General features: G+C 73.4%; 12 protein-coding genes. 8 read left to right on the forward strand and 4 right to left on the reverse strand.

The features are described from left to right. Positions 1 to 167 precede the first annotated feature (167 nt). The 3 genes from J7W19_RS27930 to J7W19_RS27940 all read left to right on the forward strand — a co-directional run bounded on the left by J7W19_RS27930 (position 168) and on the right by J7W19_RS27940 (position 3,491). The gene (locus tag J7W19_RS27930; RefSeq protein ID WP_004939012.1) at positions 168 to 1,391 is read left to right on the forward strand and encodes an MFS transporter; all 1,224 of its coding nucleotides are present in this window, start codon (positions 168 to 170) and stop codon (positions 1,389 to 1,391) included. 62 nt (positions 1,392 to 1,453) lie between these two features. Continuing rightward, on the forward strand, positions 1,454 to 2,371 hold the full coding sequence (locus J7W19_RS27935; protein WP_158688718.1) for a LysR family transcriptional regulator: 918 nt from the start codon (positions 1,454 to 1,456) through the stop codon (positions 2,369 to 2,371). 127 nt (positions 2,372 to 2,498) lie between these two features. After that, positions 2,499 to 3,491: an aldo/keto reductase gene (locus J7W19_RS27940; protein ID WP_040887619.1), complete on the forward strand. Its 993-nt coding sequence runs from the start codon at positions 2,499 to 2,501 to the stop codon at positions 3,489 to 3,491. Between the two features lie 105 nt (positions 3,492 to 3,596). Here the strand turns inward: J7W19_RS27940 and J7W19_RS27945 are convergent, their stop codons facing one another. The 3 genes from J7W19_RS27945 to J7W19_RS27950 form a co-directional block, all read right to left on the reverse strand. Next, positions 3,597 to 5,624 carry an ABC transporter ATP-binding protein gene (locus J7W19_RS27945; RefSeq protein ID WP_004939008.1) on the reverse strand — a complete coding sequence of 676 codons (2,028 nt, stop codon included), beginning with the start codon at positions 5,622 to 5,624 and terminating at the stop codon, positions 3,597 to 3,599. Positions 5,625 to 5,647: 23 nt separating this feature from the next. Next, a complete protein-coding gene (locus J7W19_RS33225; RefSeq protein WP_233478188.1) occupies positions 5,648 to 6,136 on the reverse strand; it encodes an NUDIX domain-containing protein in 489 nt (162 codons plus the stop codon). Between the two features lie 404 nt (positions 6,137 to 6,540). Continuing rightward, a complete protein-coding gene (locus J7W19_RS27950) occupies positions 6,541 to 7,155 on the reverse strand; it encodes a TetR/AcrR family transcriptional regulator (RefSeq protein WP_004939005.1) in 615 nt (204 codons plus the stop codon). 93 nt (positions 7,156 to 7,248) lie between these two features. On the opposite strand from J7W19_RS27950, the gene J7W19_RS27955 reads away from it, so the two are divergent. The 4 genes from J7W19_RS27955 (at position 7,249) to J7W19_RS27970 (ending at position 9,676) form a co-directional block, all read left to right on the forward strand. Then, positions 7,249 to 8,178: an NADP-dependent oxidoreductase gene (locus J7W19_RS27955; RefSeq protein WP_004939004.1), complete on the forward strand. Its 930-nt coding sequence runs from the start codon at positions 7,249 to 7,251 to the stop codon at positions 8,176 to 8,178. A 170-nt stretch (positions 8,179 to 8,348) separates the two neighbouring features. After that, the gene (locus J7W19_RS27960) at positions 8,349 to 8,855 is read left to right on the forward strand and encodes a glutathione peroxidase (RefSeq protein WP_004939001.1); all 507 of its coding nucleotides are present in this window, start codon (positions 8,349 to 8,351) and stop codon (positions 8,853 to 8,855) included. Between the two features lie 74 nt (positions 8,856 to 8,929). After that, positions 8,930 to 9,160 carry a recombinase family protein gene (locus J7W19_RS33230; protein ID WP_040887618.1) on the forward strand — a complete coding sequence of 77 codons (231 nt, stop codon included), beginning with the start codon at positions 8,930 to 8,932 and terminating at the stop codon, positions 9,158 to 9,160. A gap of 135 nt (positions 9,161 to 9,295) precedes the next feature. Beyond that, a complete protein-coding gene (locus J7W19_RS27970) occupies positions 9,296 to 9,676 on the forward strand; it encodes a toxin-antitoxin system YwqK family antitoxin (protein ID WP_004938989.1) in 381 nt (126 codons plus the stop codon). A gap of 119 nt (positions 9,677 to 9,795) precedes the next feature. Here the strand turns inward: J7W19_RS27970 and J7W19_RS27975 are convergent, their stop codons facing one another. Continuing rightward, positions 9,796 to 10,257 carry a hypothetical protein gene (locus tag J7W19_RS27975; protein ID WP_004938987.1) on the reverse strand — a complete coding sequence of 154 codons (462 nt, stop codon included), beginning with the start codon at positions 10,255 to 10,257 and terminating at the stop codon, positions 9,796 to 9,798. A 213-nt stretch (positions 10,258 to 10,470) separates the two neighbouring features. Here J7W19_RS27975 and J7W19_RS27980 point away from each other — a divergent pair, with 213 nt between their 5' ends. Next, positions 10,471 to 11,916: a glyceraldehyde-3-phosphate dehydrogenase gene (locus J7W19_RS27980; RefSeq protein WP_004938986.1), complete on the forward strand. Its 1,446-nt coding sequence runs from the start codon at positions 10,471 to 10,473 to the stop codon at positions 11,914 to 11,916. The last annotated feature ends 50 nt before the right edge of the window (positions 11,917 to 11,966 follow it).

An 11,966-nucleotide genomic window follows, 5' to 3' on the forward strand; every position in this document is an offset into this window, starting at 1 on the left:
CTTCGCCTCCGACGACGTGTGAAGCCGTCGGGTGAACGGCGGTTCGTCGTGCCACCCGCCGCTGCGGGGGAGCACGTACGGCCACGGCGCCCCCCGACAGGACCGCCGAGCCGTCGGCCGGTCACCAATGAACCGGCCATCGACGAAAAGGACTTGGAACGCCCCGGATGAGCGTCACACAGACAACCGAACCCACCACCCCACCCACGCGCGACCGCCGCCGCGCGTTCATCCCGCTGCTGGCGCTCGGCACGTTCGCGCTCGGCGTGGACGCCTATGTGATGGCCGGACTGCTGCCCCTGGTGGCGGACGGCCTGGACGTCTCCGCGTCCTCGGCCGGACAGATGGTCACGGTGTTCACGCTCTGCTACGCGCTGGGCGGCCCGGTCTTCGCCACACTCCTCGCCGCGCGGCCGGCGAAGACCGTGCTCGGCGTGGCGCTCGTGGTCTTCACCCTCGGCAACGCGCTGACCGCCCTCGCCCCGACCCTCGGCGTCCTGCTGATCGCCCGGGCGGTGGCCGGCGTCGGCGCGGGCGTGTACTCGCCCATCGCCGCCGCCACCGCGGCCGGCCTCACCTCCCCCGAACGGCGTGGCCGCGCACTCGCCACCGTCATGGGCGGACTGAGCGTCGGCACCGTCGTCGGCGTCCCCGCCGGCATGCTCCTCGCGTCGCACATGGGCTGGCGCGGCACACTGTGGCTGATCACCGCGCTGGGCGCGGTCGCCCTGATCGGCGTCGTCCGGCTGCCGGACGTCGAGGTGAGCGCTCCGCCGCCGCTGGGGCAGCGGGTGCGCGCCCTCGCCGGCGGCCGGGTCGCCGGCATCGTCACCGTCTCGCTGCTCGGCGGCGTCTCCAGCCTCGGCCTGTACACCTACCTCGCCGAGTTCCTGGAGGACGCCGCCCACACCGACGGGACGGTCTGGGCCATGTGGGCCTGGGGCGCGGGCGGCATCGTCGGCAGCCTGCTCATCGGACCCGTCGTCGACCGGACCCGCCGCCCCTTCGCCGCGGTCACCTGCGTCCTGGCCCTCATCGCCGCCGCCCAGTTCGCCCTGCCCGCCGCCGCCCACACCGCCGTGGCCCTGACGGTCGTCCCGCTCGTCGTCTGGGGCGCGGCCGGGTGGGCCGTCCAGGTGCCGCAGCAGCACCAGCTGATCGCGGCCCAGCCGCGGCACGCCACGGTCGCCGTCTCGCTCAACAGCTCCGCCGTCTACCTCGGCAGCGGCATCGGCTCCGCGCTCGGCGGCCTCGTCCTGGGGTTCGGCACCTCCCCCGGCGCCCTGCCGTACTGCACGGGAGCCCTCACGCTGCTCGCCCTCGCCCTGCACCTGACCGTGGTGCGCGGCGCCACCCGACGATCTGAGGAGCCGACATCGACACCGTCCTGACCTGGGGAAACCACCGGGACCAGGGGCAAGGGCCGGAGGCGGGGCCGCCTAGCATGACCCCCATGGACATCGGCCTCCGTCACCTGCGGTACTTCCTCACCCTGGCCGAGGAACAGCACTTCACCTGGGCCGCCGACCGGCTCGGCATCTCCCAGCCCACCCTCAGCCGGCACATCCGGCGCCTGGAGGAAGAGCTGGGCCGGACGCTGCTGGACCGCAGCACCCGCCATCCCCGCCTCACCGAGGAGGGGCACCGCCTGCGGGACGATCTCCAACTCCTCCTGCCGCAGCTCGAAACGGCGCTCCGGCCCGCCGAACCGCAGTCGTCGCTGCGCCTCGGCTACGCCTGGGGCTTCCCCCTCCAGCGGGGCCGCCGGGCCCAGGCCGTGCTGGAGGAGCGGCACCTCGTCCGGGTGCGGACCGTGCGCCGGGACGACCGCACCGCCGGGCTGCGCGACGGCTCCGTCGACGCGGCGCTGCTCTGGGGGACCGTCCACGACCCGCGGCTGGTCACCACCGAGATCCTGCGCGAGCCGCGCATCGCGGCCGTCTCCCGGAACTCCACCCTGGCCGTGCGCGAGCGGGTCACCTGGCGGGACCTCGGGCGGCGCTGTCTCGTCGTCAACACGGTCAGCGGCACCCTCACCCCACGGGACTGGCCGGCCGACGCCACCCCCGAGATCGCCGCCGAGACCTCCAACATCGAGGAGTACCTGCACGCCGTCGCCGCCCGGCGCGGTGTCGGCGTGCTCCCGGTGTCGGTGGCCGCCCAGCACCCGGACCCGGACATCCTGTACCTGCCGCTCACGGGCGCCCCGGAGGCCGTCCTCACCTACGCCTACCCCCGCGCCAACCCGCACCCGTACGCCGAGACCTTCGGCCGCGTCCTGCGGCGGGGCCGGGCCGACGAACGAGCCGCCTTCGTGAAGAACACCGAGCCCGACGGCCGGGGCGCGAAGGCGGCGAGCCGCCGGGCGTGAGCCCCGGGCGCGGCCCCGGGGACCGCCCGCCTTCGCACGGCCCCGCCGCCCCCGGCCCGGGGTGCTGGTGGCGGCCGTCCGCGTCGGCCAAGCTGGAGACCCGGCCGGAACCACGGAAAGGTCTGCCTTGTACCTCGCCAACCCCGACCGCTACGCCACCATGCCCTACCGCCGCGCGGGCCGCAGCGGACTGAAGCTCCCCGCCGTCTCCCTCGGCCTGTGGCACAACTTCGGCACCGACCGCGACCTCGACACCCAGCGCGCCCTCGTCACCCACGCGTTCGACCACGGCGTCACCCACTTCGACCTGGCCGACAACTACGGCCCGCCGCCGGGAGCGGCCGAGACCGCGTTCGGCCGGGTGCTCGACGGCGGGCTGCGCGCCCACCGCGACGAAATGGTCGTCTCCACCAAGGCCGGCTACCTGATGTGGCCCGGCCCGTACGGCGAGTGGGGCTCCCGCAAGCACCTGCTGGCCTCCCTCGACCGGAGCCTGCGCCGCATGGGCCTGGAGTACGTGGACGTCTTCTACTCCCACCGCCCGGACCCCGGCACCCCGCTGGAGGAGACCATGGGCGCCCTGGCCACGGCCGTCCGGCAGGGCAAGGCCCTCTACGCCGGCGTCTCCAACTACCCGCCGGAGCAGACCCGCGAGGCCGCCCGCATCCTCCGCGACCTCGGCACCCCGCTCCTCCTCCACCAGCCCCGCTACTCCCTCCTCGACCGCGCCCCCGAGGAGGAACTGTTCGACGCGCTCGACGAACTCGGGGTCGGCGCGATCGTCTACTCGCCCCTCGCCCAGGGCCTGCTGACCGACCGCTACCTCGACGGCATCCCGCCCGGTTCCCGGGCGGCCGGCGCCAGCCCGTTCCTCACCTCGGCCGACGTCACGCCCGAACTCGTCGTCCGGTTGCGGGCGTTGAACGACGTGGCCGTCAAGCGCGGCCAGACCCTGGCGCAGCTCGCGCTGGCGTGGGTGCTGCGGTCCACGGTGACCTCCGTGATCGTCGGGGCCAGCAGTACGGCGCAGCTCGACGACAGCCTGGCCGCGACCCGGAACCTCACCTTCACGGAGGAGGAACTGGCCCTCGTCGACGCCGCGCTGGAACCCGCCTCCTGACGACGGCGGCGACCGCGACAGCGACGGCAACGGCAACGGAAACGGCAACGGTATGGCGACGGCGCCGGGGTGCTCGCCCGCGAACCCCCGGCGCCGCCGCGCCCCTCACCGCGCCGCGCTGCCCTCCTCCGCGTCGTCGGGCATCCGCCGCCCCGGCACCCGCACGTCCTGGTACTGGGCGCGCTGCATCTCGTACAGCTCGCGGAAGAGGCCGGCGGCCGACGGGCGCAGCAGTTCCTCGAAGGTGCCGGACTCGACCAACTCGCCCTTGTCCAGGACGTGGATGAGGTCCGCGTGCCGGACGGAGGCGAGGCGGTGGGTGATCAGGACGACCGTCTGCCCGCCGTCCGCCAGTTTGCGGATCCGCTCGAAGACCTCCAGCTCCGCGCGCGCGTCGAGGGCGGAGGTCGGCTCGTCGACGATCAGGATGTCCGCGTCGCGGTAGCGGGCGCGGGCGATGCCGAGCCGCTGCCACTGGCCGCCGGAGATCTGGTGCCCGCCCCGGTAGCCCTTCGACAGCAGGGTGTCCCAGCCGTGCGGCAGCTCCGCCACCACCGTGTCGGCGCCGGTGTACGCGGCGGCCTCCTCCACCGCCGCCTGGTCCACCGGCCGGTCCGGGCGGCCGACGGCGACGTTCATCCGGCAGGTGAACGGCCAGCGGTGGAAGTCCTGTCCGACCATGCCGATCCGCGACCACAGCCGGTCGCGGTCCAGGGTGCGGGCGTCGACGCCGTCCCACCGGACGGCGCCCGCGTCCGGGTGGTACAGGCCGGCCAGCAGCTTCGATACGGTCGTCTTGCCCGAGCCGTTCTCGCCGACCAGGGCGACGATCCGGCCGGCCGGGATGTCGAGGGTGACGTCCTTGAGGGCCGGCCGTTTGCGCTCGGCGGGTTTCTCCGCCCCGCCCTGCCCGTCGTCGTCCTGCCCGTCGTCGTCCTCCGGGTAGTGGAAGGTGACGTTCTCGAAGCGGATCGACGACACCTTGTCCGGCACCGGTTCGCCGCCTGACGGGATCGTGTACTTCCGCGCCTCCGTGAAGAGCCGCTCCAGGTCCCCGACGTAGGCCGACTCCTCGTACAGGTTGTTGACCTGGAGGACGAGGGCGGTCAGGCTCTGCCCGCCGCCGCGGATGGCCAGGACGGCCGTGCCCGCGATGGACAGCGACATCACGCCCGTGGCCAGCAGCGCGCCCAGCGACGTGTACGTCAGGGCGGCGGCCAGCCCGGTCAGGGCGGAGGCCAGCAGCCGGACCCGGGCCCGGCCGGTCGCCAGCCGGGACTGCTCGGCCTCGGACGCCTCGGCCATCGCGCGGAAGTGGCGCAGCAGGAACGGGCCGACGTCGTGGACGCGGATCTCCGCGGCGGGGCCCGTCCGCATCAGCGTCTGCGTCAGCAGCCGGCCCGCCCGGGCGTGCTGCATCCAGCGCAGGTAACTGGCGTACCGGGCGCGGGCGCTGCGCAGCGAGGCCCAGGAGCGGGGGACGGTCATCAGGATCAGCAGCGGCAGCAGCACCGGGTGCAGGACGGTGAGGACGCCGGCCGCCGCCGCGAAGCTCACCAGGGAACCGATCACTCCCGTGCACACCTTGACCATGCGGCGGGCGGAACCCGCTCCGTACTGGGCGGAGTCCATCAGCCGGTTGAAGCGGGCGTCCTCGATCGCCGCCAGCTCCACCCGCGCGACCCGCGCCAGGTACATCTCGGTGGCCACCCGTTCCACCTTGGGCTCCAGCCGGCCGGTACCGGCCGTGGACGCGGCGTCGGCCAGCGCGCCCACGACCCCGGTCACCGCGACGCCGATCATGGCGGGGACCGCGGACTGCACCCGGTGGCCGATCGTCCCCGCGGCCAGGACGGTCGCCAGCACGCTGTTGACCGCGATCAGTCCCACGGCCTGCCCGATGCCCCGGACCAGCTCGCCCAGGCCCACGGTCCACAGCGCGCGGCGGTCGGCGCGCAGGGCCAGGCGCGCGGTGAACGCCACCATGCGGGGCAGTTGCAGCGCCATCGCCCACAGCGACATCTCGAAGTAGGCGTTGTGGTGGTCGGCCCAGCGCGCGTCGTACAGCAACGGCCCGCCGAACAGCAGCCGTTCGGACGCGGACCCCTCGCCGGCCTCCGTCCCCTCGCGCACGCCCCGCGTTCCTCGGGTGATCCTCACGCCTCCCCTCCGTCCGTGACGGTCCAGCCCTGGAGGGACAGCAGCGCCCCGGCGGTGAACTCGGCGAGCAGCGCCGCCGTGCGGGGCGTACGGGCGGCGGGCGGCCGGGCCGGATCGGCCCACACCGTCGCCGGCCGCGGCCGGCCGGTCCATCGCTGGGCGGTGAACACGACGGCGAGCCGCCCCCGCCCGCCCGCGGTACGGCGGTGGACCAGGTGGCAGAACTCCAGGTCGCCCGGGTCCACGCCGACGCCGGTCTGCCGCCGGACCTCGGACAGGGCGCGCGCGGTGACCGGTTCGCCGTGCCGCAGCACGCCGGTGGGCGGGGCGAGCGGGCCGGGCCGGGGGACGAGCAGCACGCGCCCGTCCTCCCGCTGCAGCAGCACGGTCACGTCGACCGGACAGGTGTCCGTGCCACGCGTGCCGGCCTCCTTGCGGCGCCGGCGAACCGGCGGACTCTGCACGGATCGGAATGCGAACGGCAAGGGCGCCTCCATGGTGGGCGAGTGACGTTCGTTGCGGTGATGCACCGCGCCTCCTCATTGACGGGCCGGATCGGACGGGTGCTCGGAAAAACGACCCCCGATCGGGGACGTCACGGCTCCCCAAGTGCGCCTGATCGAGCGGGAATTCGACCCGTCGTCAATGGTCCAGCAATGACGGGCCGCGCGGCCCGCCGCCCGCTGTGCGATTCACCCGGGCGTGTCCCGTCACCCGATCCGGGCCTTGCGTTGCGGACGGGAACACACCCGCCGACACCCCGGGAACGTTCCCCCACCACCCCCTCCCGTCCGCCACCGGACGCGGCGCGAACGCGGCTTTGCAACCGGCGGGGTGAACGCCTCGACCGGACCGCGCGCGGGCGGTGTGCCCGCGGCCTGATGCGGCGCTACGTCACGACCGCCTGTGGCAGCCGGACCGGCGGGGGCAGCGGCGGGCCGGCCGGATCGGCCCGCATGCCCTGGATCAACAGCGCGGCGAAGCGCCGTGAGGCGGCCACCGCGGCGGCCGGAGAGGCGGTCCGGATGCCGCCGTTGGCCATGAGCACCATGATCAGGTCGTCCAGGACGAAGTCCGGGCGCAGCTTGCCGACCGCCTTGGCCCGGCGGGCGAGTTCGGCCGCCTTGCCCAGTGCCCGCTCCCGGTCCGCGGTGAAGTCGATCGCGCGGGGGTAGGCCGAGGCGAACGCCGCGGTGAACCCCCGGTCCCGCGCCCGCATTTCACACACCGCCTCGATCACCAGGCGGAAGCCGCGCCACGGGTCGGGGTCGGCCAGTCCCTCGTCGACGACAGCCGTGCAGGCCGTCATCCGCTCGCGGAAGGCTTCGGTGACCAGCACCTCCTTGGCCGGGAAGTGCCGGTAGAGGGTCGCGGGTCCTACCCCGGCACGCCGTGCGATCTCGCGCATCGCCACGTCCAGTCCCCGCTCGGCGAAGGTCGTGCGGGCCACGGCGAGGATGCGCTCCCGGTTGTCCCGGGCGTCGGAGCGCGGGGAGTGAGGCATGGGGGAGTGAGACAGCGGGGAGTGAGGCAAAGGGTCCGTCACCACTCTCACTTTAGCCAGACGGACGGGGTGTTCCGACTAACGTCCGACGCCATGAGAGCACTGACCTTCGCCGAGTACGGCCCCGCGAGCGTCCTGCGGGTCGCCGACGTACCGGAACCGCACGCGGGCCGGGACCGCATCCGGGTGCGCGTGCGGGCATCGGGCCTCACTCCCGCCGACTGCCGCTTGCGTGCGGGCCGGTTCCGCGACGTGGCGCCGCTGCGCCTGCCCCACGTGCTCGGCATGGACGCCGCGGGCGTCGTCGACGAGGTCGGCCCAGGGGTGACCGGCATCCGGCCGGGCGACGAGGTCTTCGGCCTCGTCGACGTGGCGGAACTCGGCGGCGCGAACGCCGAGTACGCGGTCCTGGCCGCCTGGGCGCGGAAGCCGGACGCGCTGAGCTGGGAGCAGGCCGGCGGCGCGGCCGGGAACGTCGAGACCGCCACGCGGGCCCTCGACCGGCTGAGGGTCGGCGCCGGCACGACTTTGCTGATCGAGGGCGCGGCCGGCGGGGTCGGCACGGTCGCCGTCCAACTCGCGGCGGCCCGCGGCGCGACCGTCATCGGTACGGCCGGGGTGCGCAACCACACGTTCGTCGCGGGGTTGGGGGCGACGCCGACCACCTACGGCCCCGGGCTGGAGGAGCGGGTCGCCACCCTGGCACCGGACGGAGTCGACGCCGCCCTGGACTGCGCGGGCTCCGGCTCGCTGCCCGCTCTGGTGGACCTCGCAGGAAGCCCGGACCGGGTGGTGACCATCGCCGACACGAACGCCGCGGAGCACGGGGTCCACCACACACGCTCGGCGGGCCCGGGAGCGGACCCGCAGGCGCTCGAAGGACTGGCCGTGGCCGCCGCTCTCGCCGGTCAGGGCCGCTTCACCGTGCCGGTCGCGGCCGTCTTCCCCCTCGACGACGCGGCCGCGGCCCACCGGCTGAGCGAGACCGGCCACGCCCGGGGAAAGATCGTGCTCACCCCCTAGTGCCGCAGCGTCGACGCACCGGGCCCGTGCGGCGCGGCGGGTCACCGGGCGCCCCGGACGGAGGGGGAGGCGGCGGCGCGCCGCGCGTGTCCGTCCGCAAGAATCGCCTCCGCACGCACCGACCCGGCCCAACGGCGGCCGGTCCGACGAGGACGACCCAAGGAGCGCACATGTCCGCCCCCTCCACCCCCGCCTTCCACGACGTGCGGATCGACGCCCTCACCGGCGGCCCCGCCGACCTCGCCCGGTACCGGGGCAAGGCCGTCCTCGTCGTCAACGTCGCCTCCCGGTGCGGCCTGACCCCGCAGTACGCCGCCCTGGAGAAGCTCCAGCAGCGGTACGCCGACCGCGGTTTCACCGTGCTGGGCGTTCCCTGCAACCAGTTCATGGGCCAGGAGCCCGGCAGCGCGGACGAGATCGCCACCTTCTGCTCGGCCACCTACGGTGTGACGTTCCCGCTGACGGAGAAGATCGACGTCAACGGCGAGCAGCGGCACCCGCTGTACGCCGGGCTCGTGGACACTCCCGACGCCGAGGGGCACACCGGGGACATCCGCTGGAACTTCGAGAAGTTCGTCATCGCCCCCGACGGTACGGTGGCGGCCCGGTTCGGCCCGCGGACCGAGCCCGACGCCCCCGAGGTGACGGCCGCCATCGAGGCGGTGCTGCCCGCCTGACGCGGGGTGCCGGGCGGCGGACGTCGCCCGGCCGGGCGCGTGCGGTCCACGAGAGGCGGGGGCCGGAAGTCGCCTTGCCCTCAGACGGCCGGCCGGATGGCCAGGGCCGCCGCGACGGTGAGCGCGATCCGGCGGCCCCCGCCCCCCCGGAGCTCAAGGCATGCCACGCCTTCCTCGACGCCGGGGACACCCTGGTGTTCCCCGCCCTCGACCGCTACGGCCGGTCCCTCCAGGACCTGATCAACAGGGTGGCCGAGCTCCGCCGCCGCGAGTCGTCGCGCCGTTTCCACAGGTCGGCTTCTTGATCGTCGTTAAGGTACGTTAGGTACGTCAGATATGTAGACGGAGGAAGCGCCACGGCCGTAACGCTTCCTGGACGCACGCCGCTTGACGTCGTGGACGCCCCGAGGGGGCGCTGGTCCACGGTCGAGAGAGCGGCCATGACCCCCGTGACGGAGCAGGCGATGCGAATCGGCGCCGATCAGGTGCAGCTGGACGAGTACGGGCGCACCTGTTACCAGGACGCACTCTTCACCGGCGAGGTCGAGGGGCACGCGGACAGCGGGCAGCTGGTGACGCTCTTCAGCTACGCCGACGGCGTCGAACACGGGCCGCAGCAGGCGTGGTGGCCGGACGGGACCAAGCGGACCGAGGGCGTTACCCGGATGGGCGCCGCCGTGGGTGAGTGGCGGCACTGGCACTCCAACGGCCGGCTGTCGGAGCTGGTCGTCCTGGACGAGCACGGCCGGTTGATGAGGAGGCAGCGCTGGAACGCCGCCGGTGAGCTCACCATGGACAAAGCGGTCCGCCGACCCGGCTGATCCGGTCGTGCCGGGCGAACCGGCCTGAGGTTTCGTCGCTCGACCGAGTCGACCGAGTCACTCGTCCTGGCCCGGCGGGCTGTGGGGCCGGGCCCAGCGGGTGATGCCAGGCCCCGTCGTCAGCGGACGAAGATCCGGTGCGGATTCCGGGTGGCGGCGGGCTGGTCGCGATCCAGGCCGGCCCCTGGGTACGCCTTGCCCGTGCTCCTCACCCCGAAGCTGCCGAGTACGGCGAACAAGCCGGTCACGCCGGCCAGGCCCGGAGCAGCGCCGCCGCCCCCGATGAGGCAGGCGGTCACGATCAGGGCCACCCCGGCCAGAAGCATGACCCAGCCGAGCACGCCGCGGTTCTGCTTCTTCCGCGCCGCGGTCGGCGCCGAGTCCAGCACCACCCTGACCGGGACGCGGCAGTGGCCGCAGACAGTGTCCAGGACGACGGACCCCGACTCCGGCCGGTGGACCGCACCGAGCGGGAACAGCTGCCACTGCGAGTGGTAGGTCGTGCTCCGCAGCCCCTCGGTGCGGGTCAGGCTCGCCCGGTGGCCCAGGCGTAGCCGCGATACGTGCACCGGCGTACTCATGGCTCTCGTCCCCCTCCCGCGCCCGGCTTCCCCAGGCGCCCGCGCGGTCGGCATGTCAGTGAACGCATCGCCGCCGGTCTGTCGCGACGCCATCATCGGGTTCGGCCGGCACCGGCGTCCAGGAGTGTGAGGAACCAGCCACCGCCACCCCTTGAGTCGTCGAACAGGCGTGGGGTTAGCATATGAGCGCCGCCTAGCTCGAAAGATACGCCTGTGACTGTCAATGACGACACGTTCGCCAACTGGAAGTACCGCGAGGAGATCGCGGAATCGATGATCCCGATCATCGGGAAGCTGCACCGGGAGCGGGACGTCACCGTCCTGGTCCACAGCCGCTCCCTGGTGAACAAGTCGGTGGTCAGCATCCTCAAGACCCACCGGTTCGCCCGGCAGATCGCGGGGGAGGAGCTCGCGGTCACCGAGACGATGCCGTTCCTGCGGGCGCTCACCACGCTCGACCTCGGGCCGTCGCAGATCGACATCGGCATGCTCGCCGCGACCTACCAGGCCGACGACCGCGGGCTGTCCGTGGAGGAGTTCACCGCCGAGGCCGTCGCCGGGGCGCTGGGCGAGAACAAGATCGAGCGCCGTGAGCCGCGCGACGTCGTGCTGTACGGCTTCGGCCGCATCGGCCGCCTCCTCGCCCGGCTGCTGATCGAGAAGGCCGGCTCGGGCAACGGCCTGCGGCTGCGCGCCATCGTGGTCCGCAAGGGCGCGGGCCAGGACATCGTGAAGCGCGCCTCGCTGCTGCGGCGCGACTCCATCCACGGCCAGTTCCAGGGCACGATCACCGTCGACGAGGCGAACAGCCGGATCATCGCCAACGGCACCGAGATCCAGGTGATCTACTCCGACGACCCGACGACCGTGGACTACACGGCGTACGGGATCAAGGACGCCATCCTCATCGACAACACCGGCAAGTGGCGCGACCGCGAGGGCCTCTCCAAGCACCTTCAGCCGGGCATCGCCAAGGTCGTGCTGACGGCCCCGGGCAAGGGCGACGTCCCCAACGTCGTCCACGGCGTCAACCACGACATGATCAAGCCGGACGAGCAGATCATCTCCTGCGCGTCCTGCACCACCAACGCGATCGTCCCGCCGCTGAAGGCGATGGCCGACGAGTACGGCGTCCTGAACGGTCACGTGGAGACCGTCCACTCGTTCACCAACGACCAGAACCTGCTGGACAATTACCACAACTCCGACCGCCGTGGCCGCTCCGCGCCGCTGAACATGGTCATCACCGAGACCGGCGCCGCCTCCGCCGTCGCCAAGGCGCTGCCCGACCTCAAGGCGCGTATCACCGGCAGCTCCATCCGGGTCCCGGTGCCGGACGTCTCGATCGCCATCCTCAACCTGCGGCTGGCCCGCGAGACCACGCGCGAGGACGTCCTCGACTACCTCCGCAACGTGTCGCTGACCTCGCCGCTGAAGCGCCAGATCGACTTCATCAGCGCGCCCGACGCCGTGTCCAGCGACTTCATCGGCTCGCGCCACGCGTCGATCGTCGACGCCGGCGCCACCAAGGTCGAGGGCGACAACGCGATCCTCTACCTCTGGTACGACAACGAGTTCGGCTACTCCTGCCAGGTCGTCCGCGTCGTCCAGTACGTCTCCGGGGTGGAGTACCCGACGTACCCGGCGCCGCTGGCCTGACGCCCCGGGCCCGGCTCCGACCGTAGAGGCCGCTCCCCGCGACGCCGCTC

Origin of the sequence: Streptomyces mobaraensis NBRC 13819 = DSM 40847, assembly GCF_017916255.1 — a bacterium.
Lineage (GTDB): Bacteria > Actinomycetota > Actinomycetes > Streptomycetales > Streptomycetaceae > Streptomyces > Streptomyces mobaraensis.

What these genes read in the sequence shown, in the direction of transcription:
- J7W19_RS27955 (WP_004939004.1), top strand. Translation starts at nt 7,249, where the DNA reads ATGAGAGCACTGACCTTCGCCGAGTACGGCCCCGCGAGCGTCCTGCGG.
- J7W19_RS27970 (WP_004938989.1), top strand. Translation starts at nt 9,296, where the DNA reads ATGACCCCCGTGACGGAGCAGGCGATGCGAATCGGCGCCGATCAGGTG.
- J7W19_RS27935 (WP_158688718.1), top strand. Translation starts at nt 1,454, where the DNA reads ATGGACATCGGCCTCCGTCACCTGCGGTACTTCCTCACCCTGGCCGAG.
- J7W19_RS27950 (WP_004939005.1), bottom strand. Translation starts at nt 7,155, where the DNA reads ATGCCTCACTCCCCGCGCTCCGACGCCCGGGACAACCGGGAGCGCATC.
- J7W19_RS27930 (WP_004939012.1), top strand. Translation starts at nt 168, where the DNA reads ATGAGCGTCACACAGACAACCGAACCCACCACCCCACCCACGCGCGAC.
- J7W19_RS27960 (WP_004939001.1), top strand. Translation starts at nt 8,349, where the DNA reads ATGTCCGCCCCCTCCACCCCCGCCTTCCACGACGTGCGGATCGACGCC.
- J7W19_RS27975 (WP_004938987.1), bottom strand. Translation starts at nt 10,257, where the DNA reads ATGAGTACGCCGGTGCACGTATCGCGGCTACGCCTGGGCCACCGGGCG.